Annotated in this window: 27 protein-coding genes; 4 read left to right on the forward strand and 23 right to left on the reverse strand. The window is 54.8% G+C overall.

Features of this window, described 5'->3' with window-relative positions; all coding sequences use genetic code 11:
• Window positions 1-5: 5 nt before the first annotated feature.
• The 4 genes from tamA to galU form a co-directional block, all read right to left on the reverse strand.
• Window positions 6-1,859, reverse strand: a complete 1,854-nt coding sequence (gene tamA, locus HZU72_RS13535) for an autotransporter assembly complex protein TamA (RefSeq protein ID WP_180092971.1) — start codon at window positions 1,857-1,859, stop codon at window positions 6-8.
• A 104-nt stretch (window positions 1,860-1,963) separates the two neighbouring features.
• On the reverse strand, window positions 1,964-2,797 hold the full coding sequence (locus tag HZU72_RS13540; protein ID WP_180092973.1) for a GumC domain-containing protein: 834 nt from the start codon (window positions 2,795-2,797) through the stop codon (window positions 1,964-1,966).
• A 9-nt stretch (window positions 2,798-2,806) separates the two neighbouring features.
• Window positions 2,807-4,099: a nucleotide sugar dehydrogenase gene (locus HZU72_RS13545; RefSeq protein ID WP_180092975.1), complete on the reverse strand. Its 1,293-nt coding sequence runs from the start codon at window positions 4,097-4,099 to the stop codon at window positions 2,807-2,809.
• A 3-nt stretch (window positions 4,100-4,102) separates the two neighbouring features.
• Window positions 4,103-4,993 (reverse strand): UTP--glucose-1-phosphate uridylyltransferase GalU, encoded by an 891-nt coding sequence (gene galU / locus HZU72_RS13550; RefSeq protein ID WP_180092977.1) that lies wholly within the window; start codon window positions 4,991-4,993, stop codon window positions 4,103-4,105.
• 171 nt (window positions 4,994-5,164) lie between these two features.
• On the opposite strand from galU, the gene ubiG reads away from it, so the two are divergent.
• Window positions 5,165-5,908 (forward strand): bifunctional 2-polyprenyl-6-hydroxyphenol methylase/3-demethylubiquinol 3-O-methyltransferase UbiG, encoded by a 744-nt coding sequence (gene ubiG, locus HZU72_RS13555; protein ID WP_180092979.1) that lies wholly within the window; start codon window positions 5,165-5,167, stop codon window positions 5,906-5,908.
• Window positions 5,909-6,577 (forward strand): HAD-IA family hydrolase, encoded by a 669-nt coding sequence (locus HZU72_RS13560; protein ID WP_180092981.1) that lies wholly within the window; start codon window positions 5,909-5,911, stop codon window positions 6,575-6,577.
• 64 nt (window positions 6,578-6,641) lie between these two features.
• Here HZU72_RS13560 and HZU72_RS13565 read toward each other — a convergent pair whose 3' ends face one another.
• The 13 genes from HZU72_RS13565 to HZU72_RS13625 form a co-directional block, all read right to left on the reverse strand.
• Entirely contained in the window at window positions 6,642-7,403 is a 762-nt protein-coding gene (locus HZU72_RS13565) for a YciK family oxidoreductase (RefSeq protein ID WP_180092983.1), read from the reverse strand.
• Window positions 7,404-7,447: 44 nt separating this feature from the next.
• Window positions 7,448-8,242, reverse strand: coding sequence for a tol-pal system protein YbgF (gene ybgF / locus HZU72_RS13570; protein ID WP_180092985.1), 795 nt, complete (start codon window positions 8,240-8,242; stop codon window positions 7,448-7,450).
• An 80-nt stretch (window positions 8,243-8,322) separates the two neighbouring features.
• On the reverse strand, window positions 8,323-8,862 hold the full coding sequence (gene pal, locus HZU72_RS13575; RefSeq protein ID WP_180092987.1) for a peptidoglycan-associated lipoprotein Pal: 540 nt from the start codon (window positions 8,860-8,862) through the stop codon (window positions 8,323-8,325).
• A gap of 53 nt (window positions 8,863-8,915) precedes the next feature.
• Complete coding sequence (gene tolB, locus HZU72_RS13580) at window positions 8,916-10,202, reverse strand: Tol-Pal system beta propeller repeat protein TolB (protein ID WP_180092989.1); 1,287 nt, start codon at window positions 10,200-10,202, stop codon at window positions 8,916-8,918.
• Window positions 10,202-11,368, reverse strand: a complete 1,167-nt coding sequence (gene tolA, locus HZU72_RS13585; protein ID WP_371829546.1) for a cell envelope integrity protein TolA — start codon at window positions 11,366-11,368, stop codon at window positions 10,202-10,204. Before tolA ends, tolB begins: the two co-directional genes overlap by 1 nt.
• A 13-nt stretch (window positions 11,369-11,381) precedes the next feature.
• Complete coding sequence (gene tolR / locus HZU72_RS13590; RefSeq protein WP_180092991.1) at window positions 11,382-11,819, reverse strand: protein TolR; 438 nt, start codon at window positions 11,817-11,819, stop codon at window positions 11,382-11,384.
• A gap of 11 nt (window positions 11,820-11,830) precedes the next feature.
• Window positions 11,831-12,526, reverse strand: coding sequence for a protein TolQ (tolQ, locus tag HZU72_RS13595; RefSeq protein WP_007114222.1), 696 nt, complete (start codon window positions 12,524-12,526; stop codon window positions 11,831-11,833).
• Between the two features lie 58 nt (window positions 12,527-12,584).
• On the reverse strand, window positions 12,585-12,998 hold the full coding sequence (gene ybgC, locus HZU72_RS13600; protein ID WP_180092993.1) for a tol-pal system-associated acyl-CoA thioesterase: 414 nt from the start codon (window positions 12,996-12,998) through the stop codon (window positions 12,585-12,587).
• On the reverse strand, window positions 12,995-14,032 hold the full coding sequence (ruvB, locus tag HZU72_RS13605; protein WP_180092995.1) for a Holliday junction branch migration DNA helicase RuvB: 1,038 nt from the start codon (window positions 14,030-14,032) through the stop codon (window positions 12,995-12,997). The genes ybgC and ruvB overlap by 4 nt, the downstream gene beginning before the upstream one ends.
• Before the next feature lie 84 nt (window positions 14,033-14,116).
• A complete protein-coding gene (gene ruvA / locus HZU72_RS13610) occupies window positions 14,117-14,725 on the reverse strand; it encodes a Holliday junction branch migration protein RuvA (RefSeq protein WP_180092997.1) in 609 nt (202 codons plus the stop codon).
• Window positions 14,726-14,830: 105 nt separating this feature from the next.
• Complete coding sequence (ruvC, locus tag HZU72_RS13615) at window positions 14,831-15,394, reverse strand: crossover junction endodeoxyribonuclease RuvC (protein ID WP_180092999.1); 564 nt, start codon at window positions 15,392-15,394, stop codon at window positions 14,831-14,833.
• Window positions 15,395-15,472: 78 nt separating this feature from the next.
• Complete coding sequence (gene aspS / locus HZU72_RS13620; protein ID WP_180093001.1) at window positions 15,473-17,254, reverse strand: aspartate--tRNA ligase; 1,782 nt, start codon at window positions 17,252-17,254, stop codon at window positions 15,473-15,475.
• A gap of 65 nt (window positions 17,255-17,319) precedes the next feature.
• On the reverse strand, window positions 17,320-17,619 hold the full coding sequence (locus HZU72_RS13625) for an FmdB family zinc ribbon protein (RefSeq protein WP_180093003.1): 300 nt from the start codon (window positions 17,617-17,619) through the stop codon (window positions 17,320-17,322).
• Window positions 17,620-17,870: 251 nt separating this feature from the next.
• On the opposite strand from HZU72_RS13625, the gene HZU72_RS13630 reads away from it, so the two are divergent.
• Window positions 17,871-18,812 (forward strand): D-2-hydroxyacid dehydrogenase, encoded by a 942-nt coding sequence (locus tag HZU72_RS13630; RefSeq protein WP_180093005.1) that lies wholly within the window; start codon window positions 17,871-17,873, stop codon window positions 18,810-18,812.
• 35 nt (window positions 18,813-18,847) lie between these two features.
• On the opposite strand, the gene HZU72_RS13635 is transcribed toward HZU72_RS13630, so the two are convergent.
• Window positions 18,848-19,123, reverse strand: coding sequence for an acylphosphatase (locus HZU72_RS13635; protein ID WP_180093007.1), 276 nt, complete (start codon window positions 19,121-19,123; stop codon window positions 18,848-18,850).
• Between the two features lie 36 nt (window positions 19,124-19,159).
• The gene (locus tag HZU72_RS13640; protein WP_180093009.1) at window positions 19,160-20,059 is read right to left on the reverse strand and encodes a YihY/virulence factor BrkB family protein; all 900 of its coding nucleotides are present in this window, start codon (window positions 20,057-20,059) and stop codon (window positions 19,160-19,162) included.
• A 142-nt stretch (window positions 20,060-20,201) separates the two neighbouring features.
• Between HZU72_RS13640 and HZU72_RS13645 the strand changes: the two genes are divergently transcribed.
• Window positions 20,202-21,296: a bifunctional nicotinamide-nucleotide adenylyltransferase/Nudix hydroxylase gene (locus HZU72_RS13645; RefSeq protein ID WP_180093011.1), complete on the forward strand. Its 1,095-nt coding sequence runs from the start codon at window positions 20,202-20,204 to the stop codon at window positions 21,294-21,296.
• Window positions 21,297-21,313: 17 nt separating this feature from the next.
• On the opposite strand, the gene HZU72_RS13650 is transcribed toward HZU72_RS13645, so the two are convergent.
• The 4 genes from HZU72_RS13650 to nei all read right to left on the reverse strand — a co-directional run bounded on the left by HZU72_RS13650 (window position 21,314) and on the right by nei (window position 26,358).
• Complete coding sequence (locus HZU72_RS13650; RefSeq protein WP_180093013.1) at window positions 21,314-22,231, reverse strand: LysR substrate-binding domain-containing protein; 918 nt, start codon at window positions 22,229-22,231, stop codon at window positions 21,314-21,316.
• Between the two features lie 63 nt (window positions 22,232-22,294).
• The gene (gene cls, locus HZU72_RS13655) at window positions 22,295-23,716 is read right to left on the reverse strand and encodes a cardiolipin synthase (RefSeq protein WP_180093015.1); all 1,422 of its coding nucleotides are present in this window, start codon (window positions 23,714-23,716) and stop codon (window positions 22,295-22,297) included.
• 92 nt (window positions 23,717-23,808) lie between these two features.
• On the reverse strand, window positions 23,809-25,314 hold the full coding sequence (locus HZU72_RS13660) for a fumarate hydratase (protein ID WP_180093017.1): 1,506 nt from the start codon (window positions 25,312-25,314) through the stop codon (window positions 23,809-23,811).
• 210 nt (window positions 25,315-25,524) lie between these two features.
• A complete protein-coding gene (gene nei / locus HZU72_RS13665; RefSeq protein ID WP_180093019.1) occupies window positions 25,525-26,358 on the reverse strand; it encodes an endonuclease VIII in 834 nt (277 codons plus the stop codon).
• Between the last annotated feature and the right edge of the window lie 2 nt (window positions 26,359-26,360).

The following is a 26,360-nucleotide window of genomic DNA, read 5'->3' on the forward strand; positions in this document are numbered from 1 at the left end:
CTCTCCTAGAATTCCGGTCCGATAGAAAAGTGCAAACGCCAATCGTCTTCGTGGTCAAAAGGGTGGGCGATGTCAAAACGAATTGGCCCCACCGGCGAGACCCAGCGTACCCCGACCCCAGCGCCCGTTTTCAAATCATTAGGCCCCCAGTTATCAAACGCATCGCCGTTATCTATAAAAGTGGCCCCCCACCAATCCCCCGTCACGCGACGCTGATACTCCAGGGTCGAGGTCAGCATTTGCTGCCCACCGCGCAGTCGGCCCTCGTCGTTGCGGGGAGATAAGCTCTCATAGGAGTAACCACGCACACTGCGGTCGCCACCCGCGAAAAAGCGCAGCGATGGCGGTATTTTGGCAAAATCATCGGTTTCAATGGCGCCTAAACTAATACGTGCCAAGAAGCGGTTATCGTTGCCAATCATGCGGATCCACTCCGTATCCCCCGTGATACGAGCGAATGTCGCATCCGAGCCCCAAACGGTATCCGAATACTCTAACGAGAGCTGCTGGCGATCACCCCATAACGGAAAGCGCTGAGGACGTGTCCGCGTACGCGACCACTGAATACCTGGATAAAACAGCCATACTTGATCCGCTTCGCCGCCCTGCTCAAAGTCCTCATACGTAGTGCGGAAATAGATCGTTTGCACCCAATCGTTATCAAACTCCCAACGCCGGGCTAGCTCGACAGTGCCTTCTAACGACTTGGTGTCGCTGTCATCGACATTACGAACCCCGTACTGAAGCCGATAGCTGTCGCGAAGCGGATCTTCCAGTGGCACATTATATACCCCGGTAAAACGCTGCTCTGGGGCAGATAAATAGAGGTCGTGATCAAGGCTATGACCAAAGCGGTTAATCCATGGTTGATCCCAACCAAAGCGCAGACGTGGCCCTACATCGGTGGCGTAGCCAATACCCACTTCAAACTGATGGCGATCAGCAGGTTCAACACTGACATCGATAGGCAGTTGGGTATCACTGGGCTTATTAAGACTTAGCGCGCTGGCCAAAGCAGCACTGGTGACTCTCGGGCGCTCCGGCTGAGAGGCGGTGGCTTCACTCCACCAGGGGGCACCACCGCCAGGAGGAGAAATAACCAACTCTTGGGCGGTTTCGAGGCGAGGACGCACCGAAACCGAGCTAAACCAGCCGGTTTCCGCAAGCGAACGATTATAGTCTGCCAGAGTCTGTGCTAAATAGGGGTCGCCCGGCTCGAAGGGCTGCATGCGGCGCAATCGATCAAGCTCAATATGGCTGCCGGTAATGGAGGATTCACCAAATTGGTAGCGCGGGCCACTGTCAAAATCCATATACAGGCGCGCACTTTGTAGATACGGACGCACTTCCATGCGCCGATCGGTAAACCCCCAGTCAAAATAACCGCGCTCAATAGCCAACCCTGAAAACTGGCTGCTTAATCGATCCCAGGGGGCGTGCCGCAACACATCCCCTTCTTCCAAAGGAAAGTCCTCTACGGCCTGCTGGAAAGGTGGATCTTCACTCGCATCGCCTTCCACATTGATTGACAGAATTTCAATTTCAACCTGAAGGCCGGGTTCAATTTCAAGCCAAGCACGTTCATCATTGGCGCGCTCAAGGGTTATTTCGGGTTCGTAATAGCCGTAAACACGCATTGCTTCCTCGGTACGTCGGCGGATCTCGCCCTCTAAACGCACCTCGGTATATTGTGCCGCATCGATATTCTGTAAGTAGGCTTGGATATTGCCTTCGACCTCATCGGAAACACCCCTGACAGTCGCTTCTAATGCCCATGCGCCAGGTGATACGCATAACAGCGGTAGCACAACAGTAAAGGTGCGCTTTGTGGCTGCTGTCCATCGCCGTTGTCTTCCCATACATTTTTATCCCAACCTAAATCAGCGGCTTCATCGCCTAAGCATTTCAACGCATTAGCATGTTAAAGATTAAGCAATCACACCCACACTTCCGACGCGCCTTATTAACGCAACATTTCTAACTGGGCACTGAAGGCAAGCTGCGCCTGACGTACTTGGCGCACATCGCTTTCCAGCGAATTCAGCCGTTGAGACCACTCCTGTTCCAATGCTTCCAGGGCTGCTTGATCTGCAGGTGCTTCTATCTCTGCAACGGACTCGGCAACGGATGTTTCCAGCTCATCAAAGCGCGCCTCAAACGCTGCTCTTTGTGCCGACAGCTGCTCTTCCCAAGCGCTACTGGCACTATTGAGCTGACTATCCAGGCCATCGATGCGCCGTTCGGTCAATTGCTCCAGATGGGAGACTTCCTCAACAAGATTTTGACGACCCGAGGAACCCGTTTGTTCTAAGGCGTCAAGAGATTCCCGCACCGCCATTAATTGACTGTCGCGCAGTTCGGCTTGCTCTCTAAGTTGAGACAACTGCTGCAACAGTGTGTTGATGGAATCACTAGAGACCGTATCCTCGCTAGAGGTGAGAAAGCCGTACAACTCTTCTCGAGTCTCGGCCAACGACATTGACAGTTGCTCCTGCTCTTGGAAAAGCGTCGACATCTGAGCTTGTACAAAGGTTATCGTATCTTGCACATCAGTGTCATCCGAATCCAACCGAGCGTGCACATTGGAGACTTCCCCACTCACCCGGTGCAGCTCATCCAACAGTCGTTCACGTTCGTACCAAAGTCCAGCCGCCGCCGCGCCCATAAGCGCAATGATCAGTAGCAAACATAGCCATAGTGGCCATAGCGTGGGCCCCTTTCGGTGACGCAAGTGTTGCGCCGTCAAGCTTTGATCCACATCGGGCACAATACGAGAGGATGCGGTGGCGTCTGGCATGACATTTCCTCAAAGAGTCTTCGGGTCGGCACGGCGGCCAATACCTCGGTACATTAATCCACAGCTGGCAACGAACTCAGGGTCGTAAATATTGCGTCCGTCTAGTACGAGCTTAGCGTTTAAAAGCGAGCCGAGTCGGTGCCAGTCCGGGTTCCAATACGTTTTCCATTCAGTCACCAGCATCAGTACATCGGCCCCCTCACAGGCTTGGTAAGGGTCATGCGTATAGGTACGCAGGTCGTCACGTTTGCCTACCAAGGCGTGAAGAGCTGGCACTGCTGCTGGGTCGTGGAGCTGAACCTTAATTCCCTGCGCCCAAAGCGCCTCAAGCAGCGTTAATACCGGGGCGTGGTCAATACGCGCTGTGCCGGGCTTAAACGCCGCGCCCCATATCGCCACGGTTTTACCCGCCAGTTCACCTGCAAAGTGAGCCCACAGTTTGCGAAACAGGGTCTCTTTCTTCTGCTCGTTAATATCCATCACCTGCTCAAGCAGTGCTGAATAACGACCGCTTTGCAGTTGCACATCGGCCAGGCGCATCAAATCCCGGGAGAAGTTCGGCCCACCAAACCCACATCCGGGGTAGAGATACTCAAACCCGATCCGCGAGTCAGCGCCCATACCCTGGCGGACATGCTCAACATCCACCCCCAGGGTATCAGCCAAGCCAGCAATTTCATTCATATAACTGATACGGGTAGCCAGCATGCCGTTAATAGCCAGCTTGGTGAGCTCCGCAGCGCGGCGCGGCATACACTGAAATACTTCGCTGCGGCGATTAAAGGCGCGTAATAGCTCCCTGGTCACCTGCTCACCAGTGGCATCATCGCAACCTAGCAGCCGCCTAGTGGGGCGGGTAAACGAGTCCCACGCCCGCCCCTCTTCCAACGTGTCTGGGAGTGCCACGCTGGTGTGCTGCATGCCTATCAGTGCATGCAGGCGCTCGGTCTCGCCGACCGGAAACGTTGAATTATTGATAAGCACTATGCCCTGCTGATCGACCAATAGCGGGTCTTCAACCAGCGAACTGGCTGAACTACGCTGCGCAGGAGATAACGCCAGCCAGATCACATCAGGTGCGCGCGCCTCTTTAAGCTGCTCAATGACCTGCAGCGTCCCATCTGCCAAACCCTGCTCCAGATGAGCCATCAGCTGAGGTTCGCTGCGCAGCCAGTCCACTTGGGAAAGTGCTGACCAAGGGGTGTCAGCGTGCGGCAACCACTGCACCTGATGCCCGACCCAGGCCAGCGCAGCGGCGGCCGTCGCTGCGCTCAATTCGCTACCGTAAAGTAACACCCGCATGGATTACTCTCCTTGTTGGTAACGTGATAACAGGGCTTTGAAACCCTCACCAAACTCGGGGTGACGACGTGCGTAGGCAAGTGTGGCTTCAAGATAACCCAGCGGCTGACCACAATCGTAGGTCGTGCCCTGCATACGATATGCCTGAACCCCCGACTGTTCGCGCAGGGTCTCCAGCGCATCAGTGAGCTGGATTTCGCCACCGGCACCGGGCTTGGTGGCTTCTAAAATGGAGAAAATATGGCCTGGCAGCGCGTAGCGACCAATCACGGCTAGGTTTGAGGGCGCTGCATCACGCTTTGGCTTTTCCACCATTCCCACAAGATCTGCCGATTGGTTAGGTGCTGGCACATCGCCAGCGGGTGCCACGATGCCATACTTCTCGACTTGCTCCCAAGCCACCTCCTCCACCATTAGCTGCGCCGTTTGCTGTTGATCATAAGCTGCCAACATGCCGGCCAAGTCGGTCGCTTGGTTGGCACTGTTGTCGACCAGCACATCGGGAAGCAGCACTGCAAAAGGTTCGTCGTCGCCAATGATCGGGCGAGCGCATAGCACCGCGTGCCCCAACCCTAACGGTACACCCTGACGAATACTGATAATGCTGACATCATCAGGTACCAAATTGCGCAACATTGCCAAAAGCTCGTGTTTACCTTTCGCTTCCAGACTGGCTTCTAGCTCGGCGTGGGTGTCAAAGTGGTTTTCAATAGCGCTTTTATTACTACTGGTGACCAGCACAATCTCACGAATACCCGCGGCAATAGCTTCTTCGACCACATATTGAATAACCGGCCTATCGACAATCGTAATCATCTCCTTGGGAATAGCCTTCGAAGCCGGTAAGCAGCGGGTGCCAAACCCAGCAACAGGAAGTACGGCCTTGCGAATCATAAAGAGGTCCTTTTCATGCGTTCCGACACAGGAGTGGTTAGAATGTCCATAATACTGAAGGCGTGGATGGATGCCACCTCGCCAATGGACGATAACCAATGCAAATGGATAATAACCAGTAATTAAGCGTCAACTCTTCGCTTAATGCGCAACGACAATGGGAGTCACAACATGCAAGCGACACCACAGGATAGCACTGCTGGTCACTATCAAGACAATGTCGATGCAGCAGAAGTCGCCAAATTTGAAGCGCTTGCTAGCCGCTGGTGGGATCCGCAGGGTGAATTTAAACCACTCCACGAGATTAACCCTTTGCGGCTCGATTTTATTGATGCGCGTGCGGGCTTGGCAGGAAAAAAAGTGCTGGATGTGGGCTGTGGCGGCGGCATTTTGAGCGAATCAATGGCCAACCGCGGGGCTAAAGTAACCGGCATTGATCTCGGTGAAGCACCTTTAGCGGTGGCTAGGCTGCACGCGGCAGATCGCGGTGTCGAGGTCGATTATCAGCACATCAGCGTGGAAGCCATGGCGGCTCAAAAGCCCGCTTTTTACGATGCAGTGACCTGCATGGAGATGCTTGAGCACGTACCTGACCCCGCCTCCGTCATTCGTGCCTGCAGCGCCCTGGTTCGCCCCGGTGGCTATGTGTTTTTCTCTACGCTGAATCGCACCGCCAAGTCGTATGCGTTTGCCATTCTAGGCGCCGAGTACGTGCTGAGACTGCTCCCCCGGGGTACGCATAACTACGCGAAATTTATTCGCCCTTCAGAAATGGCCGCCTGGTCTCGCGACTGTGGCTTAGAAGTTCGTGAGCAGACGGGACTTACCTACAATCCGCTAACCCGGCACTATCGTTTGGTAAGCCATGATGTTTCGGTCAACTACATGATGTACTGCCGTAAGGTGAGCGATTAAATGCCGATACAAGCGCCCCAAGCGATTCTCTTCGATCTAGACGGCACCCTGGTCGATACCGCTCCAGATTTAGCCCATGCAACCAATACGCTACGTATTCACCACGACTTAGAGCCGCTGCCCTTTGAAGTGATTCGCCGCCAAGTCTCTAACGGCGGTAGTGCGCTGGTGACACTGGCGCTAGGGTTAGAAACGACAGCGGATGGACATACTCAAGCACGCCAGTTCCTGCTGGATGCCTACGAGCAGGCGGTCGCGGTGCACAGCCAGGTTTTCTCGCCGCTCGATGTATGGCTGAAGGAGTGGCATGGCAGCCAGCGACCCTGGGGAATTGTGACCAATAAACCGCGTCGCTATACGCTACCGTTGTTGGACGCATTGGCACTTCAGCCGGGTGCCCTGCTGTGTGCAGATGACCTGAGTGTTAAAAAACCAGCCCCTGAGCCGCTCTGGGAAGCTGCCCGGCGACTAGGCGTTGAGCCGGGTCAGTGCTGGTATATCGGCGACCATGCACGGGATATCGAGGCCGCCGTCGCTGCGGGGATGACGGCCGTGGCCGTTGGCTACGGCTATATCAGCGAAGAGGATGACTATCAGCAGTGGCCTGCTGACTTATGGTTTGGAGAGTGTCACGCGCTGGTCGATGCCCTGAACGGTTTCAAACGCTAGCAATAATTTCAAGCGTGAGTACCTGCGGGCATCGACGTGCTGATAAGGGGTTTAAAAGTAAGCGCTATACCCGTGGCGGCTGGGCATCGAGCTTTTGACCGTTGGTGCCTGTACTGTCTGGCCCCATAAGCCATAAGTAGGTAGGCATGATGTCTTCCGGCGTGCGCAGTGTGAAGGGATCCTCACCGGGGAACGCGGTACGCCGCATTTGAGTGCGTGTGGCACCCGGATTGAGTGAATTCACGCGTACAGTGGACTGGTTATCCAATTCGTCGGCCAACACCTCGACAAACCCTTCGGTGGCAAACTTAGAGACTGAGTACGCTCCCCAATAGGCGCGGCCTTTACGGCCAACGCTGGAAGAGGTGAATATCACCGATGCATCGTCAGACGCCTGCAGTAGCGGCAATAGTGCCTGAGTCATCCAGATGGGCCCATTGATATTCACCTGCATCACCTGCTGCCAAAGCTCAGGGTTATACTGCTCGAAAGGCGTGATGCGACCCAACAGCCCGGCGTTATGCAACACACCGTCCAAACGGCCAAACTCTTTATCCAGCGTTTCCGCCATATCATGAAAGTCTTTTAGCGTAGCGCCTTCAAAGTTGAGCGGAAAAATCGCTGGCTGGGGGCCGCCGGTCGCTTCGATTTCATCATAAACGCGCTCTAACTTGGCAATGGTGCGCCCCAATAGAATCACGGTGGCACCGTGTTGGGCATAGCTCAACGCTGCCGCACGGCCAATCCCGTCCCCTGCGCCGGTTACCAACACGATGCGATTTTCCAATAGGTTGGGCGCTGGTTGATAGTCGATCTTGCAGCTCATGCTGATTCCTTGAAACTATTCTTAGAAACTATAAGGAGCAAAATTTAACTTGCTGATTGGCGTAAAAAGTCATTGGCAAGGCCCGCGGCACTGCTTTGCGGGTAGTCATCGCGCACTTGCTCGAGTAGCTCACGGCTGCGCTCTGCTTCGCCTTTACGCGCTTTCACTAAGCCTAGCTTATAGATCGCATCTGGCACTTTACTGCTGCCGCTGTACTCCTCGATCACTCGGCTAAATGCCTGGTCGGCAGCATCCAGCTCGCCTTCTGCAGCATATAGCTCGCCCAGCCAGTAGTGGCCATTAGCCGTTAGACTAGTGTCAGGATGGTCGCTAACAAAGGCCTCAAAGGCCGCAATCGCTTCATCAAAACGGCGCGCTTGAACATGCGCAAAAGCTGCCTGGTAATCGGCCTGGGCGTCCTCACTGACGTTGCGGCTCGAAGGCGCGTTGACAACTTCTTCAGCGGCCTCAGGCTTGACTGCTGGCGTTGACTGCTCAATCTGAGTTGGGCCGCTGCTCATCAGGCGGTCTTCAATATCGAGATACTGCTGCTGGGATTGACGACGCAGCTGTTCCAACTGATGGCGTAACTCTTCAATTTGACCACGCAGTTGCTGGATCTCCTGCTGGTGCTCCTGCACCTGGTTAAACAATACCAGGTTACCGCTGGACGCTTCCTGGCGCTGCGTTTGCTGGTAAAAGCTGCTGTTGGAAGAGTTGGAAAGATCTTGAACGAGCGGCTGTTGAGCGGTGGCCGTTAGGGGCAATACGGACAGCGGGAGCACTATGGCTCCCGCACCGCACAGCCTCTCAACGTAACGCTTGAGACTGTGATTCATGATGACTCCGTAGACGTAAACGGCGTGCGATAAGCCGCACGCCGAATTCATCAGTGGTTAAGCATTTAATCGTTAAATGCTCAGTAGTTAAATACAACACGACGGTTCTGAGCGTAGGCGCTCTCGTCTTGACCATTGACGGCCGGACGCTCTTCTCCATAACTAACCACGCTCATTTGTGAAGAAGAGACGCCCTGAATATTCAGGAAGCGCTCTACTGCACCGGCGCGACGCTCACCAAGCGCCATGTTGTATTCACGGGTACCGCGTTCATCAGTATGTCCGTGGAGTACCACTTGAGCGTTCGGGTTAGCACGCAGATAGCGCGCATGAGCCATTACCACGGATTCGTACTCGCTCTTAATTGTATCGCGGTCGTAATCGAAATAGATGGTGCGTACTTCTGGGATGCGTGAATCAGCCTGCTGACCAGCGCCTGAACCAGAGGTGGAACCATACTGACTACCCGTGCCTGTACCCGAGGTGCTAGACCCAGTCGTGCTGCCATCCTGGCTACCGTACGAGTCACCGTCTTGGGTTCCGCCGGTGCTGGAACAGCCAGCGATTAACACGATAGATAGCGCTGCTGCTAATGAGCGAGCCAACGGTTTAAGTTGCATAATCAGACTCCTTGCCTGAAAACAGAAATTTCGATGTTAATTAATTGAGTTGATCAATTTAAGAAGGGTGACCAAGCTGGATCACGAACATCGCCTTGTGCTGACGGCAGCCTGAATGAAGAGCGGCCATCGGCAGAAACAGCACTAAGCACCCCACTGTTACCCTGTTGGGTAGCGAAGATTACCATGGTCCCGTTCGGCGCAACACTAGGAGATTCATCTCTTGTTGATTCACTTAATACCACTAAGCGGTCACCGCTTAGGTCTTGCCTTGCTACTTGATAACCACGGCTAGAGCGATGGATCAAGAATATTTGTTCGCCATCCGGTGAGAAGCGGCCACGCGCATTGTAATTACCGGTAAATGTTAGCCGTTCGGCCTCACCGCCACCCAACGAATACTGGTAAAGTTGAGGGCCACCGCTGCGGTTAGAGGTAAACAGCAGGCTTTGACCATCTGGCGCCCATGCGGGCTCAGTATCGATACTGTTATTGTTGGTGATGCGCTCTACGGAACGGCTGCCAACATTCATAATGTAAATTTCAGGCTGGCCATCTTTAGACAGTGACATGGCAATACGCCGCCCATCCGGTGACCATGCTGGCGCGCCGTTAATACCATCGAAGGAGGTCGCTTGCACGCGCTGGCCAGTGGCCACATCCTGAATATAAATCGCCGGACGCTCAGTCTCAAAGGAGACATAGGCGAGCTTGGTGCCATCGGGCGACCACGTCGGTGACATGATCGGTTCATCAGAGGTCAACACCTGCTCACTACGGCGACCATCGGCGTCTGCAACGTACAGACCAAACTGCATATCGTCACCGATACCTTGGGCCGTGACATAAGCAATTTTGGTAGAGAACGCGCCGCGGATATCGGTAATCTCTTCAAAAATTTGATCGCTGATATAGTGTGCAGCGCCGCGCAGGTCATTACCCCTCACTGTCACGGTTTCACCGATCATTCGACGCTGACCGCTGATATCCATCAGTTCAAACTGTAGTTCAAAGCCACCGTCAGTTTGTTCTGCCTGGCCGACTACTAGATAGCGCACATCCAACGAACGCCAGGTGCCGAATTGCACATCGTCAGATTGACTCGGTTGCTCAAACATAGCGCTACGCTCTAGAGGAGCAAAATAGCCACTCCGCTCAAGGTCATCCTGGACAATCTGGGCGACATCTTCGGGCAGGCCGTCTGAGCCGGCGAACGGCACTACTCCTATAGGCAGCGCTTGATCGCTGCCTCGCGTGATCTCAATGGTTAAGTTGGCACTTGCCACACTGCTGACTAGCAGCAGAAGACAGAACAAACACACTTTGCTCAAACTTTGCATCAGCGAACATCTCCCGGGGTAAATCGCAGATTAAACTGACGTAAATTACGCTGCTGATCGGCTGGCAAATCTCGCAATTCACCAAACGGTGCAGCATGTTCCACGGCCTGCATTACAGACCGGTCAAAAGCACTATCGCCGCTTGATGTCACAATCGACGTTGCCAACAACTCTCCTGAAGGCCCTAGCCGTACCTGTAGGGTAGCACTCATCGCATCACTTGCACCGGGCGGAATCACCCACGCCTGCTCGACAGCACGACGAACAATGTTGATAAAGCTATTGGCCGCTTGCTCCGCTTGCTGAGCATTGGCTGCCGCTTCGGCCTCACCGGCCAGTTGGCGCTGCATGGCCGCTTCTGCAGCTTCCGCGGCTTCGCGTTGGCGCTCGGCTTCTGCTTCGCGACGCTGCTGCTCTTCAGCTTCTCGCTGGCGTTGTGCTTCTGCCTCGCGCTCCCGCTGGGCCTCCTCTTGCTCTCGAAGACTCTGCTCTTCAGCCTCGCGTTGACGTGCGGCCTCCTCTTCTTCACGGCGCTGCTGCTCTTCAGCTTCGCGCTGACGCTCGGCTTCTTCCGCTTCGCGGCGCTGCTGTTCTTCGGCTTCGCGCTGGCGTTCTGCTTCTGCCTCTTCGCGTTGCTGCTGTTCGGCGGCTTCCTGCTGGCGCTGTGCCTCTTCCACCTCACGCTGACGCTCTGCGGCAGCTTCCGCTTCGGCTTCACGTTCAGCCGCTTCAGCAGCCTGCTGTTCGGCCTGCTCAGCCGCTTCTTCAGCTCTGCGCTGAGCCTCAGCTTCCGCTGCCGCGCGCGCCTCTTCTAACGCCTGTGCCTCCGCTTCCGCCGCCTGCTGGGCGGCCTCTTCTGCGGCTTGCTGCTCGGCTGCGGCCTGCTGTTCACTAGCTGAAGGCTCTTCCGGTGCCTCAGGCTCGGTGGGGGCTTCGGCGGGCGCATTCATCGCCGCCTGCTCTTCCGTTGCTTGCTGCGCCTGGTCGGTAAAGGTTTCGGTGCTGACCAGCGTTGCCTGTACGATCGAGGAGCTGTCAGGTTCTGCGTTCCGACTAGGCAGGCTGATCAAGCTAAACGCTACAATTGCCAGGTGCACGCCAATCGCCAGGACAGTTGGCCACTTATAGCCGACGTCTTGAGGATCGCGCGGGGATTTCAGTGCCATGTGCTGCTTGCCCTTACCCATCGTTTGGCGGCTCAGAAAGCAGCCCCACATTAGCCACGCCGGCGCCTTGCAGGGTACTCATCAAGACGACAATCTGACCGTAGGCCACATTACGGTCGCCGCGTACCATCACCGGTGTGCCTGGACGACGCTCTATAATCGTTGTCACTCGTGAGGACATCTCATCCAGCGACACCGACGTGGAGTCTTCCCCAAGCGTGATGAAGTACCCGCCGTCGCTATCAACAGAGATAATGATCGGATCATTATCCTCCTGGGACTCAATGGGCTGAGAGGTGACTTGCGGCAACTCAACTTGTACACCCTGGGTCAACATGGGCGCGGTGATCATAAAGACCACCAGCAGCACCAGCATGATGTCAATGAAAGGGACAACATTAATCTCCGCCATTGGCTTGCTTTTACCGCTACGATTGAATGGTCCTTGCATGGCTCTCTCCCTTAGCTGGCGCTCGGTTTGCCGTCACGACCTTGCAAGTTGCGGTGCAGGATAGCGTGAAACTCTTCCGCAAAGTCTTCATATTTGCCCAGCAGGCGAGAAGACGAGTTAGAAAGGCGGTTATAGAAAATCACCGCCGGAATCGCCGCAAATAGGCCCATGGCTGTGGCAATGAGCGCCTCAGCAATCCAGGGAGCCACCGTAGCAAGGGTCGCTTGCTGGGTCAGTGATAGTGCCTGAAATGACCCCATGATGCCCCATACAGTGCCGAACAAGCCGATATAGGGGCTAGCTGAGGCTACCGTGGCAAGAAACACTAAATGCTGGGTTAAGCGATCCTCTTCCCGAGACCACGCTACGCGCATACTGCGCTGAACACCTTCCAGCACGGTATCCGGGTCGCGGGTTTTAGGCATCAAACGGTTAAATTCGCGAAAACCGGCTTGAAAAATATGCTCGGCGCCGTGGCGCGGGTCATCGGCGGGAATTTCACGATAAAGTTCGTTTAAGTCGACACCTGACCAAAAAGACTCCTCAAATTGGTTGTACTCCTTCTTGGCACGGCCCAGCGCAATACTGCGCTGAAAAATCACTACCCAAGAGAGGATCGACCCCACCAGTAGCAGCAGCATTACCAGTTGCACTACAGTACTGGCATTCATTATCAAATGGGGAATGGACATGGTGTTATCGTTCACAGGTGCCCTCATCAATCTATTAGGGTCGGGATTACCGACGCAGTGAGCGACCTCTTGGTTAAGAGGCCTGGGTCAAAACTTTAAGCGATGTAGGCCATGCTTTTGGCCGTAAACGTTCGGTGCTCAAGCAGGCTATCTCGACTGTGGCAGAGCATAGGAGTTCCTCACCACGCCAAACCTGCTGTTCAAATGTCATCCGACAGCGCCCAACGTCGGTAACGTGAGCACTAATCTCCAACGCGTCATCCAAGCAAGCCGGTTTCGCGTAGTGACAGGCCAAGCGGTATACCACTAGCTGTGTGCCTTCGTCTAGCAGCGTTTGCTGATTCAGGCCCAACTGGCGGAGCCATTCACTACGCGCACGCTCCATAAACTTCAAGTAGTTAACGTAGTAGACAATGCCGCCTGCGTCAGTATCTTCCATATAAACGCGCAGCGGCAGTCGATAACCTTCTCTTGTGCAGCTACTCACGGACGGCGCTCTCCTTCCATATCGGTTGCCTGTTCGTGGGGCACGCGCTCAAAGTGCAACCACGCTTGCCGGGTGGCCACCCGGCCGCGGGGAGTGCGCATCATCAAGCCCTGCTGAATAAGATAGGGTTCAATAACGTCTTCGATCGTGTCACGTTCTTCACTGATCGCCGCGGCGAGTGAGTCAATACCCACCGGCCCACCTTCAAATTTATCGATCATGGCCAGCAGTAGCCGCCGATCCATATGATCCAAGCCGTGGTGATCCACATTAAGCATATTGAGAGCCGCATCAGCCATGGCGACATCGACGACGCCATTGCCTTTCATTTCGGCGTAATCCCGCACCCGGCGTAGCAGTCGGTTGGCAATTCGCGGCGTGCCCCTTGAACGCCTGGCCACTTCAATGGCGCCATCGTGGCTGGTTTCAACGCCTAACAAGCGCGCCGAACGCGAGACAATTTCTGTTAGCTCTTCCAGGTTATAAAACTCAAGCCGCTGCACGATACCAAATCGGTCTCGCAGCGGGGAGGTTAATAACCCTGCCCGGGTCGTGGCGCCCACCAGGGTGAAGCGGGGAAGATCCAGTTTAATCGAACGTGCCGCAGGCCCTTCGCCAATCATGATATCAAGCTGAAAATCTTCCATGGCCGGGTAGAGTACTTCTTCAACCACCGGTGACAGGCGATGAATTTCATCGATAAAGAGTACGTCGCCGGGCTCTAAATTAGTCAGCATGGCGGCTAGATCGCCTGCCCGCTCAAGTACCGGTCCGGAGGTCGACTTCATACCGACGCCCATCTCGGTGGCAATAATATGCGCAAGGGTCGTTTTACCTAACCCTGGGGGGCCAAATACCAGAGTGTGATCCAGGCTCTCTTCGCGCAGCCGCGCGGCGCCGATAAAGATTTCCAGTTGCTCACGCACACGCGGCTGGCCAATATAGTCATCCAGCCGCTTGGGACGAATCGCGTAATCAATGCGCCCCTCCCCCTGTTCAGGCTCAGCGGCGATCAGCCGATCGTGTTCTAACATAGGTGCTCTTCTTTATGGTGATTCAAAAGGTCTATTCACGAAGGTCTATCCGCTACCCGCAATTTCGTACTTATTCCGCTCTGCTTAGCCACTCATACGCTGTGTGAGCGCGGCTTTAATCAGCGCTTCGGTAGACTGATCGGGATCGATATCGGCGAGCATTTTCGATGCCTCAGTCAGTTTATAACCCAAGCTAACTAACGCGGCTTCCGCATCGGCAAGACTATTGTGGGCAGAAGCACGGCCATTGGTGGCTTCAAGGGGCAGTAGCGCGTTGCTGCCATCTTCCCACTCAGGAAAACGGTCGCGCATTTCAATAATCAGCCGTTCTGCGGTTTTCTTACCCACCCCTGGCAGTGTTGTCAGCGCTTTGCTGTCGTCATCACGGACGCAGCGCATAAAGGCGTCTTCGTCCATACCCGACAGGATGGCTAGTGCAAGCTTGGGCCCTACGCCATTGACCTTGATCAGGGCACGGAACAGAGCACGTTCATGCTCACGGCCGAAGCCATAGAGTAAGTGGGCGTCATCACGAATGGTTAAATGGGTGAATAATGAGACGCTCTCATTAATCGCAGGAAGTGCGACCAGCGTATTCATTGAGGTTTCCAGCTCGTAACCTACGCCGTGAACGTCGATCACAATCCAGGGAGGTTGCTTTGCCACTAGCTGACCACTCAGACGTCCAATCATAAATACGCTCGCACCGGAATGAAAAAATAGAGTAAAAAAACAGATGATTACTATAAAGCGACTCTGTACAGGTGACCAGTAGTTCAGCCATCGGTACAGCGGGAATTAAAGCCGCCAGCGTCCGGCAGAGCGACGGCGGCCCCGAGATGGCGCAGCGGGCAAGCCATGGCTGCTAAATACTGAGCCGTTATAAGCATGGGTTAACGCAATGGCTAAAGCGTCGGCTGCATCGGCCTGGGGAGTAGCAGAGAGCTGCAGAATGGCGGTCACCATATGCTGCACCTGCTCTTTGTCCGCGCCACCCTGGCCGGTCACCGCCTGCTTGATCTGCCGCGCGGCGTACTCGGCAAGACTCAAACCATGGTTGGCCATACACACCATTGCCGCCCCCCGAGCCTGGCCCAGCTTTAGCGCTGAATCGGGGTTTTTGGCCATAAATACCCGCTCAATGGCCACCTGGGAGGGTCGATGCAGACCGACGACTTCGCTAAGACCGGCGTATATTTGCGCCAAGCGCTGCTCCAAGGCCCCTTCTGCCGTGCGGATACAACCACTCGCTACGTAGCAGGGTTTAACGCCAATAATATCGATCACCCCGTAACCGGTTACCCGGGAGCCAGGGTCTATGCCCAAAATGCGAATGGGTACGACGGGCTTTTGCTCTTCCATGCGTCGATACTCGTGTGACTAGAACATACAAAAACACCGACGCCGTGGCGTCGGTGTTGAGCAGCCATCCAAACCGATTTATTCGGCGGCGGGTTCCGCTTTGACTTTCTGACGTAGACGGATGTTCAAATCTTTCAACTGCTCGGGGCTGACTTCGCCCGGTGCATTGGTCATCAAACAGGCAGCGCTTTGAGTTTTCGGGAAGGCGATGACTTCACGAATAGTTTTGGCACCGACCATGAGCATGACCAAGCGATCCAAGCCAAAGGCTAAGCCACCATGAGGCGGTGCACCATACTGAAGTGCATCCAGCAGGAAGCCGAATTTCTCTTGGGCTTCTTCTTCACCGATACCTAGAATCTCAAACACCGTGCTCTGCATGGTCTGATCGTGGATACGAATAGAGCCACCGCCCAATTCGGTACCGTTGAGCACCATATCGTAAGCGCGTGAAAGCGCGTTGGCAGGGTCTGCCTTGAGCTCTTCCGGTGTGCAGGAAGGCGCGGTAAAGGGGTGGTGCAGCGGGCTCAGTCGACCACTGTCGTCGGCTTCAAACATTGGGAAGTCGACTACCCACAGTGGCGCCCACTCTTGAGTATAGAGTTCCAGATCAGCACCGAGCTTGACGCGCAGCGCGCCAATGGCTTCATTAACGATACGGGCTTTATCGGCACCGAAGAAGATGATGTCACCATCTTCTGCGCACACGCGGTCGAGCAGCTCTTCAACGATGTTTTCCATAAACTTGACGATCGGAGACTGCAGACCTTCAAGCCCTTTGGCACGCTCGTTGACCTTGATCCACGCCAAGCCTTTGGCACCGTAGATGCCGACGAACTTGGTATATTCGTCGATCTCTTTGCGCGATAGCTTGGCGCCGCCGGGTACTTTCAGCGCCGCTACGCGACCATCATCCGCGCTGGCAGGGCCCGAGAAGACCTTGAAATCGACTTGCTGCATCAGGTCGTCGACATCGGTCAGTTCCAGCGGGATACGCAGATCCGGCTTATCGGAGCCGAAGCGATCCATCGCTTCCTGCCAGGTCATGCGCGGGAACTCAGGCAGTTCGGCTTTTAGCACGCCTTGGAAAAGCTGACGAATCATGGCTTCGGTGATGCCCATGATGTCGTTCTCTTCCACAAACGACGCCTCGATATCAATCTGGGTGAACTCAGGCTGACGGTCGGCGCGCAGGTCTTCATCGCGGAAGCACTTGGCAATTTGGTAGTAGCGGTCAAAACCCGCCACCATTAACAGTTGCTTAAACAGTTGCGGCGACTGGGGTAGTGCAAAGAAACTACCCGCGTGGGTACGGCTAGGCACCAGGTAATCACGAGCGCCCTCTGGTGTCGCGCGGGTAAGCACCGGCGTTTCGATATCCAGGAAGCCCTGGTTTTCGAGGTATGCGCGCACGTTATGAGAAATACGCGAGCGCAAACGCAGCTTCTCGATCATATCTGGGCGACGCAGATCGATATAGCGATGCTTTAAGCGCACTTCTTCGCCGACTTTGCCATGCTCATCCAACTGGAATGGCGGGGTAACGGCGGTATTGAGCACTTCAACGTCTTTTGCCAACACTTCAATCATACCCGTCGGCATGTTGGCGTTTTGGGTGCCTTCTGGGCGCAGCCGAACGCGACCAGTGATACGCAGGACAAATTCACTGCGGGCACGGTCGGCATTAGCGAATGCCTCGGCGGTATCAGGATCGACCACGAACTGTGCGATGCCGTCGCGATCGCGCATATCGAGGAAAATTACCCCACCGTGGTCACGGCGGCGATGAACCCATCCGCATACCGTAACCGTTTGATCCACCAAAGTTTCGTTTAGCTGGCCGCAATAATGGCTGCGCATGTCAAATCCTGTTCTGTTACGTGGCAATGAGTGTGTCGCGGGCGTCCCGACCCTGACTGCCGCGGCTATGCCGCGGCGCCCTTGTCTTTGGGAGTAACGCTCTTAGCGGTAGCGCTGGAGTCGCTTGATTTACCGGCATCTGCAGGGGCAGTTTTGCCATCAGCGGCCAGGTTCTTTTTGCTACCCGTTTTGAAATCAGTTTCGTACCAACCGCCGCCGGCCAAACGGAATCCCGCTGCCGAGACAAGCCGTTCCAAGCCATCACTTTGGCATGCAGGGCAATCCTTGAGAGGATCGGCGCTAATTTTCTGCAATTTTTCCATGCGATGGCCGCAGGCCTTGCACTCATATTCATAGATGGGCATCTTAATGACTCCTAATAATCAACCCTGACAAGCTCAGTTCTAAAGACCCAGCTCTGGCAAATCCAGTTCTATCTAAAAGACTCGTTCTGAAAAGAAAGAACAATGGCGAACACAAACGCTGCCAGGCTGCAATATGTGGCCAGTCGGGGTAAATTCCAAGGCTGCGGTTGATAAAGCGCCGCCATTATACCCTTTTGTGCCCCCTGACGAGCAAGGTTATACAGCCCCCTGCGGTTAATGGAGAGAAGAAAATGCCCCATGCGGTGATACTGGATGCGCAAAGTCTCGGCCCCGAGATCAATTTGGCCGCCATTAAAGAGACGGTTTCAAATCTTGAGGTGTTTGAGCAGACTACCACGCAACAAGCGCGAGAACGCCTTGCTAACGCCGATGTAGCGATCGTGAACAAGGTGGTGCTGGACGCCGAGACGCTGCAGCAACTGCCAAAACTGCGGCTAATATGCGTATTGGCGACAGGCCTCAATAATATCGATCTTGAAAGCGCAAAAGAACACAACATTGAAGTTAAAAATGTCGCGGCTTACGGCACTGCCAGCGTTTCCCAACACACTTTGATGCTCATGCTCGCCTTAGCCAATCACCTTCCCCAATATCAGCGCGATGTCGCCGCAGGCGAGTGGCAGCGTAGCGCCTTCTTCTGTTTACAGGATTACCCAACGCTCCAACTGGCAGGTAAACAGCTAGTGATGGTCGGACAAGGCGAGTTAGGTACCGAAGTAGCACGCTTGGCGGAAGCCTTTGGCATGCAGGTCACCTTTGCCGCCCGCCCCGGCAACGAAGCTAATGATAAGCGCCCTGCCCTTGACGACCTGCTTTCCGATGCCGATGTTATCAGCCTGCACTGCCCGTTGAGCGAGGCCACCAAGCACTTGATCAATCGGGAGCGCTTAGCGCGCGCCAAGAACTCACTGCTACTGGTCAACTGCGCCCGCGGCGGGGTTATCGATGAAGTGGCTGCGTTAGAGGCACTGCGTAGCGGCAAGCTGGGTGGATTAGGCGTTGATGTACTGCCCGCTGAACCACCCAGAGATGGGCATCCACTGTTGGATGCGCTCAGCGAGCCGCTAAACTTAATTGTCACGCCTCACAACGCCTGGATCACACCGGAAGCGCGCCAGAATATTGTTAGCCTGACAGCTAACAATATCCTTGAATGGAAAGGCGCCCAATAGAAACTTGCCGACGAACCAGAGGGCTCTAATAGGCTTTACTGGGGGGCAAAGTGGCTCGGGGCGCGGCAGTTATCCAGCACCTCGAGCTCCACGTGGGTAACTTGTGCACCTTCTGAGCCCTGCCATAGCCATTCGCTTAGCAGCTTGACTGCGTCGGAGTGACCACACATCAACACTTCAACCCGGCCATCGGGCAAGTTTTTGGCATAGCCGGTGATACTGTGCTGAAGGGCTTTCTCTTGGGTGGCACGGCGATACCAGACACCCTGCACCTTACCGGTCACAAGGGCACGTACACAGCAATCACTCATACTTACCTCCTTACCTTGGCGCTTCTTAACAGAGTGTTAAACAAACTCGCGTTTGACAATCACTGCACTATTGCGCGGAATTAGCGGGCGGCCACGGCGTAGCAGCAGTGAGCGGGTGAACGCCGCCCCAAACAGCAATATTAGTGAACTGTAGTAGACCCACAGCAAAATCATTACCACCGACCCGGCGGCACCATAGGTAGATGCGGTTGCCGTATACGCCAGGTAGATCGCGATCACACTGCGTCCAATAGTAAACAGTACGGCAGTGACGACAGCACCAATCAACACATCTTGCCAGCGCAACACAACATCGGGAAGTACTTTAAAAATGGTGGCAAATAGCAAGGTGACGACACCCAGCGAAACCAGCGACTCCACTGACGTTGTCAGCAAGCTGGCATAAGGCACTAAATTATCGGCGGCCTGGAGCATACCGCGCAAAACGACGCCTAACACCAGCGATACCATCAGTATAAATCCGATGGAGAGCACCACTGTTAACGATAGCAATCGGCTTTTAATAAAGCGTAAAGCGCTATTAGAAGTGGGCTTTGCCGTTACGCCCCAAATGGTATTGAGCGAAAATTGCATCTGGGCGAACACGGTTGTTGCACCAATCACCAAGGCCCCTACGCCCAATAGCGTTGGTAGGATACCCGACTCCTCAATCCTCGACTGAGCGACGGCGTCTTGAATAGCGACAGCTGCGTCAACTCCTAAGGTACCTTGCAGTTGCGCTACAATTTGTCCCTGAGCCGCCTCTTCTCCCATCACAACACCGATAACTGTGACAGCGATAATAATGGTGGGTGCCAAGGAGAAAAGCGTATAAAACGCTAGTGATCCCGCGTAGCTAAAAGCATTTCTCTCCAACCATAGTGACGTGGCGTCTTGGACTACTTTCCACCAAAAGATAGCGGCGCGTTTAATCATATTCACTCCCTGTATACTGGGTATGGAGACGTTTTATAAACGTTATCAATATCCTACTTTTTAGCATACCTAACCACAGCGTTAAGCGCAGTTTTCTGGTACGTTGCATCTCTGAGTTCACCAAACGCAAAAGGACGCTTGAATGGCTACTGATACTTCGCGCTCTGCGACTGCCTGCGACTTCGACTGTTTGGTGTTTATTGGCCGTTTTCAGCCGCCACATCTGGGGCATCTCGCGATCGTTCGTGAAGCGCTCAAACGCGCACGGCAGGTCATTGTGTTGGTAGGCTCTTCTTGGCAGGCCCGCTCACTACGTAACCCCTGGCGTTTCGACGAACGTCAAGCCATGCTTCGCGCAGGTTTTGACGACGCTGACAATCAACGCTTAGAGATCACCCCGCTACTCGATGCACTCTATAACGACGATGTTTGGGTGCGCGATGTGCAGCGCAAAGTGCGCGATTTAGCTGCGCCTGCCAATGCTCGCCTACCACGCATAGGATTGATCGGCGCTAGTCGTGGCCAGTCGAGCTACTACCTTTCACTGTTTCCTCAGTGGGAGTCAGTCAGTGTGCCGTCGGTGGAGGGCATTTCAGCCAGTCAAATACGTGAGCGACTGTTTCGCTCGCCCAGCTCAACGAATGACTACCTGAGTACCGGTGCTTACCACGATTTACCGCCGGGAGTAGTGGAGAGCGTCAAACACTTTTGCAATGAGCGCGCCTATCAGCGCCTGCTTGAAGAGCAGCAGTTGTTGGACCAGTACCGTCAGGCCTGGGCTCACGCTCCCTACCCGCCTATTTTTGTCACGGTCAACGCGGTGGTCGTGCAGTCAGGCCATGTGCTGCTGGTACGACGCACGGCGGCGCCGGGGAAAGGCCTTTATGCCCTGCCTGGGGGGTTTATCAACCCCCACGAACGGCTACTGGATGCCTGCTTGCGTGAGCTTCGCGAGCGCATTCGCTTAAAGGTTCCTGAACCCGTGCTCAAAGGCTCACTGCGTGGCCAACGCCTGTTTGATGAACCCCACCGCAGCTGGCGCGGGCGCACCTTGGCGGAAGCTTTCTATTTTGCGCTACGCCCCGATCAGCATCTGCCACGCCTAAAGCCCGTTAAAGGCGGTGATCATGCGCGCTGGGTAGCGCTTGCCGATCTCGAGCCCGACAGCCTGTTTGAAGATCACTTCTTTATCATTCAGAACTTCCTAGGGCTACCCGCCGATTTTGGCAGTAGCTAAACGTTGTCTGACGAGCGTTAGGCTTGTAGGAAATCCCGTGGCAGCTTCATCATCTGCCGCCATAAACGCTCTACGCCGGGCTTATGCACCATCGAGCAGCGATATAAGCGGATTTCCAGGGGGATATCCCAGCTAGGGTCACCTGCCCTCACCAAACGGCCACTTTTCAGCTCTTCACGAATACAAAAATCGGGTATCCATGCGACGCCAACGCCCTGTAATACCATTCCTTTCAGGCCTTCAGCCATGGCCGTTTCATATACCGTACGCAGCTTCATACGCAGCGGGTCATTTTTCAGTAGCATGCGCACACTGCGCCCTAAAAAGGCCCCCTGTGTGTACGAAAGATAGGGAATGGAAGCGTCGTGCTGGAGTGAAAATTTTGCTTTCCCATGCTCATCTGGCAACGAAACGGGCAGCATATTGACCTTACCAATTGAGAAAGAGGGGAATACTTCAGCGTCCAGCTGCATCGTCGCAAAGGGGTCGTAGTAGGCGAGCATCAGATCGCAGTTGCCCTCTCGCAGCACATGTATGGCTTCGCCCACATTCATGGCCACCAAGCGGGTCGGCAACTCGCCCAAACCCTGCTGCAGGCGGGAGATCCAGGGCGGGTAAAAACTCAATGCCAGGGAATGCGCCGCGACAATATCCAACGCCTCATTGGCGATAGAGAGACCGCGCAAATGGCTTAGTGATTCGTTTAACTGTTCGACCAGATTGCGCGCAGTAACCAAAAACAGCTGCCCTTCGGGCGTTAACCCGACGGGGGTGGTTGAACGATCCACCAAGGTGACATCAACGGCCTGCTCCAACGCTCGAATACGGCGACTAAAGGCCGGCTGAGTCACGTGTCGCTGGCGTGCTGACGCAGAGAAGCTGCGTGTATTGGCTAGCGCTACAAAATCTTCTAGCCATTTTGTTTCAAGATTCACCCCATGACTCCTTGTCTCACCCTGCGTTCGAGCATCTCGGTTTTCCTTATTAGGCTGACGTAACTATTGAACCGGGGCCATTAAATAGGCCGCCCGCGAAACGACTTTCATCCACACCGGGCGTTGGTTAATTTCATCGATAGTGACACGACGGCAGTGAGCAAAGTCTTTTTCCAGCATCGCCTCGACACTGGTAGCAAAATCGCGGCTAGGAATATACGCGGTAATCTCAAAATTTAACCGAAACGAGCGATTATCCAAATTGACTGTCCCTACAGTGGCTGCTTCGTTGTCTACAAGGATGACTTTTTGGTGTAAAAACCCAGGAAGGTAACGGTATATTTTAACACCCGCCCTTAACATATCGGGTAGAAATGAGAATGCAGAGAGGAAAACCAACAAGTGGTCGGGGCGCTCCGGAATCATCACCCGAACATCAACGCCGCGCATCGCTGCAAGTCGTAGCGCATCCTGAACGCCCTGGTCAGGGACGAAATAGGGGCTGGTCACCCACAGGCGCTGCTTGGCGCTATGAATGACCTGCTGAACGAGTAGACTGGCTGTATCCTGACGATCAGCGGGCCCAGAAGGCACGATCACCACATGATAATCGGCCACAGAGGACGACGTGTCAGCCATCCAGTTCAGGCTAATCACTTCATCCGTCGCCCAGTGCCAATCTTCCCAAAATGCCTCCTGCAAGCCCAGCACGCTGGGCCCTTCAAGCTTGAGATGGGTGTCCCGCCAAGGCCCGTGCCGTGGATTCTCGCCGAGATATTCGACCCCAACATTAAAGCCCCCTATCCAACCCTCTTTGCCGTCTATTACCGTCACTTTGCGATGGTTACGGAAGTTAAGCTGAAAACGGTGCTTAAAGCCTCGCGATGAGCGAAAGGCACTCACGGCCACCCCATCGCTGATTAAATCATTGAGGTAGCTATCGGCTAACTTGCGGCTACCCACTTCATCATAAAGAAAATAGACCCGCACGCCGCGCCGGGCAGCACGCTGTAAATGGTACTTCAAGCGTTGCCCGAGAGCGTCGTCGCGAACAATGAAAAACTGCACCAAGGCATACTGTTCCGCACGGTCAATACCATCAAACAGGCTCTCAAACGTTGCTGGCCCGTCAATGAGCAGTGTCGCTTGATTGCCATGGGTTAGCGGCATCATGGCAAGCTGCTCGACCGCCTGAATATCAGCGTTGGTAGAGGGCGCAACGTAGGGCTGAACGTTAGCCCGGTAGCGCACTAGAACCCGGCGTAGCACGGTGTCCCGCTGGCCTCGGGCAGACACATAGCCATAAAACCTTGGACGCCCGAAAAACCAGTACGCTGGAAGCGCGACATAAGGGAACGTCAGCAGCGAGATGATCCAGGCCACGGCCCCCTGAGAGGTGCGACTAGACATCAGCGCCATAATGGCTGAAACGATGCCGAGCAGATGTATCAGTAAGATGCTGGTCCCTAGCAACCAAGAGGTCATAGCCACGTCCTTATATAGCCCTCAAAAAGAACAAGGCCTCGCCGTCAGCGAGGCCCTTATGCGTCTAAAGCCTAATCAACCTTACCACTCCATTACGCCGACTGGGCAATAATCTCTTTCCACTTCGCAGGTCCGGTTTGATGTACCGATGTGCCCAGGCTATCAACGGCGACGGTCACCGGCATATCTTCAACCTCAAATTCGTAGATTGCTTCCATGCCTAAGTCTTCGAAGCCCACTACCCGCGATTTTTTAATCGCTTGAGCGACCAGATAAGCCGATCCGCCGACCGCCATTAAGTACACCGCCTCATTGTCACGAATAGCATCAATGGCAGCTTGGCCACGTTCTGCTTTGCCGACCATACCTAACAGGCCAGTCTCTTCCAGCATAGTGCGGGTGAATTTATCCATTCGTGTGGCAGTGGTTGGGCCAGCGGGACCAACGACTTCGTCACCAATGGGGTCAACCGGGCCGACGTAGTAGATAAAGCGACCTTTCATATCCACTGGCAGCGGTTCGCCTTTGGCCAGCATATCGACCATGCGCTTATGAGCCGCATCGCGGCCCGTTAGCAGCTTACCGTTCAACAGCAGCGTATCACCGGGCTGCCAGGTTTTGACTTCAGCGGGGGTCACTGTATCAAGGTTGACACGTTTGACGTTCTCGCCCGCCTCGCGAGTGATTTCCGGCCAATCCTCAAGCTTCGGCGGCTCAAGCACCGCGGGGCCAGAGCCGTCCAGAGTAAAGTGGGCATGTCGAGTCGCCGCGCAGTTGGGAATAATCGCTACCGGCTTGTTAGCCGCATGGGTCGGATAGTCTTTGACTTTGATATCCAGCACGGTGGTTAAGCCGCCTAGGCCTTGGGCACCAATACCGCTATTGTTGACTTTATCAAACAGCTCTAAACGCAGCTCTTCGGCACGATTGCTGGGGCCACGGGCCTGCAGATCCTGAATATCGATAGGATCGAGTAGCGCCTCTTTGGCAATCATCATGGCCTTTTCGGCGGTGCCGCCGATCCCAATCCCCAGCATACCGGGTGGACACCAGCCAGCGCCCATCTTCGGAAGCTGCTCCATTACCCAATCCACAACGCTGTCGGAAGGGTTAAGCATGGCAAATTTAGACTTGGCTTCACTACCACCGCCCTTCGCTGCCACGTGAATATCGACCGTATCACCGGGCACAATCGAGTGGTGAATAATCGCCGGGGTGTTGTCTTTGGTGTTGGCTCGCTTGCCGTCAGGATCCGCTAGCACCGAAGCGCGCAGAATGTTATCTGGCAGCAGGTAAGCGCGACGAACACCTTCATTGATCATGTCGTCCAGGCTCATGTCCGCCTCCCAGGTAACGTTCATGCCCACGTGAACGAATACGGTGACGATGCCGGTGTCCTGACAGATTGGGCGGTGCCCGGTGGCGCACATGCGCGAGTTAATCAAAATCTGAGCGATGGCGTCTTTGGCGGCGGGGTTCTCTTCGCGCTCATAGGCAGCTGCCATGGCGTCGATGAAATCTTTGGGATGGTAGTAAGAGATGTACTGCAGAGCATCGGCAACGCTTTGAATAACGTCGTCCTGGCGAATCACGGTCATGGACTAATAGCTCCTAGGTTATCGTCTAGTCAGCGGCTTTCTTCCGCGCCCGCGGAGGTGCCGTCTTAGCGTGCTACCAGTATACCGTATTGGCACTTACGCAGCAGCAATCCCTGGCGTCTATCTGAATACTATGGTTATGGCTTTAGTCGACGGTACCCCTTAAGCAAGATAACGGTATAAAAAATGGTAGCGTATGCTTTCAGCAAGCTAAACGCCCGCTCCAACCGACTGACAATTTGGGCATAAATAGAGCCTTCGCGACCTAACCATCTTACGCTCCACTACCGCTCCACAGCGGTGGCATTCAAGCCCTGCCCGTTCGAAAACCGCAAAACGCCACTGCCTGCGCGGCTCACCCGCTGCTTTGGCCTGCGTAATCCAGACCTCACGATTAGTAACGCCTGCGGCTTGGTAGGCTTGCTGGGTAACATCAATGATGCAGTCAGCCAGGATTTGCTGCTGTTCTGGGGTTAAATCCACCGGCCGAGCGCTTGGCGGAAGCTGGGAGAAAAAAAGGATTTCAGAACGCAAATAGTTGCCCAGCCCGGCGACCAACCCCTGATCGAGCAGCAGTGCCCCCAGGCTGCGTTTATGAAACTGCTTTAAATTCAGCCGCTGCTGCACATCAGAGGGAACCACATCTTGACTCAACAAATCAGGGCCCAGGCGGGCTAAGAAAGGGTGTTCGGTCAGAGTTTCTGCCTGCCAGAGGGAAATATCTGAGGCGCTATAGAGACTGGCGCAACGCCCTTCTGCGCTCAACCGCACCCGCAGCGCGCGCTTGGTATTAGGCGGCTTATCCTCGCTATGCAGCTTCCAAACACCATAAAGTTGGTTGTGGGAATAAAGCACGCGATGATCGGCAAACCGGATCAGCATTGCTTTACCCCAGGTATCTACTCGGGCAACCCGAACACCAATAAATGATGCTGCCTGCTCGGCAAGCTCTGGAAAGGCGAACCAGGCCTCGTCGATCACCCGTCCGCCTATCTGCTGCTCAATACGATCCGCCGCGCGGCGAATTTCTGGGCCTTCCGGCATAC

It is taken from the genome of Vreelandella sedimenti, from assembly GCF_013416325.1.
Taxonomy (GTDB): domain Bacteria; phylum Pseudomonadota; class Gammaproteobacteria; order Pseudomonadales; family Halomonadaceae; genus Vreelandella; species Vreelandella sedimenti.

Bases quoted from the DNA above. Each gene is read 5' to 3' on its own strand.
- HZU72_RS13645 (WP_180093011.1), top strand. From the start codon at position 20,202: ATGGCTACTGATACTTCGCGCTCTGCGACTGCCTGCGACTTCGACTGT.
- HZU72_RS13640 (WP_180093009.1), bottom strand. From the start codon at position 20,059: ATGATTAAACGCGCCGCTATCTTTTGGTGGAAAGTAGTCCAAGACGCC.
- tolB (WP_180092989.1), bottom strand. From the start codon at position 10,202: ATGCAAAGTTTGAGCAAAGTGTGTTTGTTCTGTCTTCTGCTGCTAGTC.
- ybgF (WP_180092985.1), bottom strand. From the start codon at position 8,242: ATGAATCACAGTCTCAAGCGTTACGTTGAGAGGCTGTGCGGTGCGGGA.
- HZU72_RS13540 (WP_180092973.1), bottom strand. From the start codon at position 2,797: ATGCCAGACGCCACCGCATCCTCTCGTATTGTGCCCGATGTGGATCAA.
- galU (WP_180092977.1), bottom strand. From the start codon at position 4,993: ATGATTCGCAAGGCCGTACTTCCTGTTGCTGGGTTTGGCACCCGCTGC.
- HZU72_RS13545 (WP_180092975.1), bottom strand. From the start codon at position 4,099: ATGCGGGTGTTACTTTACGGTAGCGAATTGAGCGCAGCGACGGCCGCC.
- tolA (WP_371829546.1), bottom strand. From the start codon at position 11,368: ATGGCACTGAAATCCCCGCGCGATCCTCAAGACGTCGGCTATAAGTGG.
- aspS (WP_180093001.1), bottom strand. From the start codon at position 17,254: ATGCGCAGCCATTATTGCGGCCAGCTAAACGAAACTTTGGTGGATCAA.
- tolR (WP_180092991.1), bottom strand. From the start codon at position 11,819: ATGCAAGGACCATTCAATCGTAGCGGTAAAAGCAAGCCAATGGCGGAG.
- HZU72_RS13625 (WP_180093003.1), bottom strand. From the start codon at position 17,619: ATGCCCATCTATGAATATGAGTGCAAGGCCTGCGGCCATCGCATGGAA.
- ruvB (WP_180092995.1), bottom strand. From the start codon at position 14,032: ATGTTAGAACACGATCGGCTGATCGCCGCTGAGCCTGAACAGGGGGAG.
- ubiG (WP_180092979.1), top strand. From the start codon at position 5,165: ATGCAAGCGACACCACAGGATAGCACTGCTGGTCACTATCAAGACAAT.
- HZU72_RS13565 (WP_180092983.1), bottom strand. From the start codon at position 7,403: ATGAGCTGCAAGATCGACTATCAACCAGCGCCCAACCTATTGGAAAAT.
- ruvC (WP_180092999.1), bottom strand. From the start codon at position 15,394: ATGGAAGAGCAAAAGCCCGTCGTACCCATTCGCATTTTGGGCATAGAC.
- HZU72_RS13560 (WP_180092981.1), top strand. From the start codon at position 5,909: ATGCCGATACAAGCGCCCCAAGCGATTCTCTTCGATCTAGACGGCACC.
- pal (WP_180092987.1), bottom strand. From the start codon at position 8,862: ATGCAACTTAAACCGTTGGCTCGCTCATTAGCAGCAGCGCTATCTATC.
- HZU72_RS13630 (WP_180093005.1), top strand. From the start codon at position 17,871: ATGCCCCATGCGGTGATACTGGATGCGCAAAGTCTCGGCCCCGAGATC.
- HZU72_RS13660 (WP_180093017.1), bottom strand. From the start codon at position 25,314: ATGACCGTGATTCGCCAGGACGACGTTATTCAAAGCGTTGCCGATGCT.
- nei (WP_180093019.1), bottom strand. From the start codon at position 26,358: ATGCCGGAAGGCCCAGAAATTCGCCGCGCGGCGGATCGTATTGAGCAG.
- HZU72_RS13635 (WP_180093007.1), bottom strand. From the start codon at position 19,123: ATGAGTGATTGCTGTGTACGTGCCCTTGTGACCGGTAAGGTGCAGGGT.
- tamA (WP_180092971.1), bottom strand. From the start codon at position 1,859: ATGGGAAGACAACGGCGATGGACAGCAGCCACAAAGCGCACCTTTACT.
- cls (WP_180093015.1), bottom strand. From the start codon at position 23,716: ATGACCTCTTGGTTGCTAGGGACCAGCATCTTACTGATACATCTGCTC.
- ruvA (WP_180092997.1), bottom strand. From the start codon at position 14,725: ATGATTGGACGTCTGAGTGGTCAGCTAGTGGCAAAGCAACCTCCCTGG.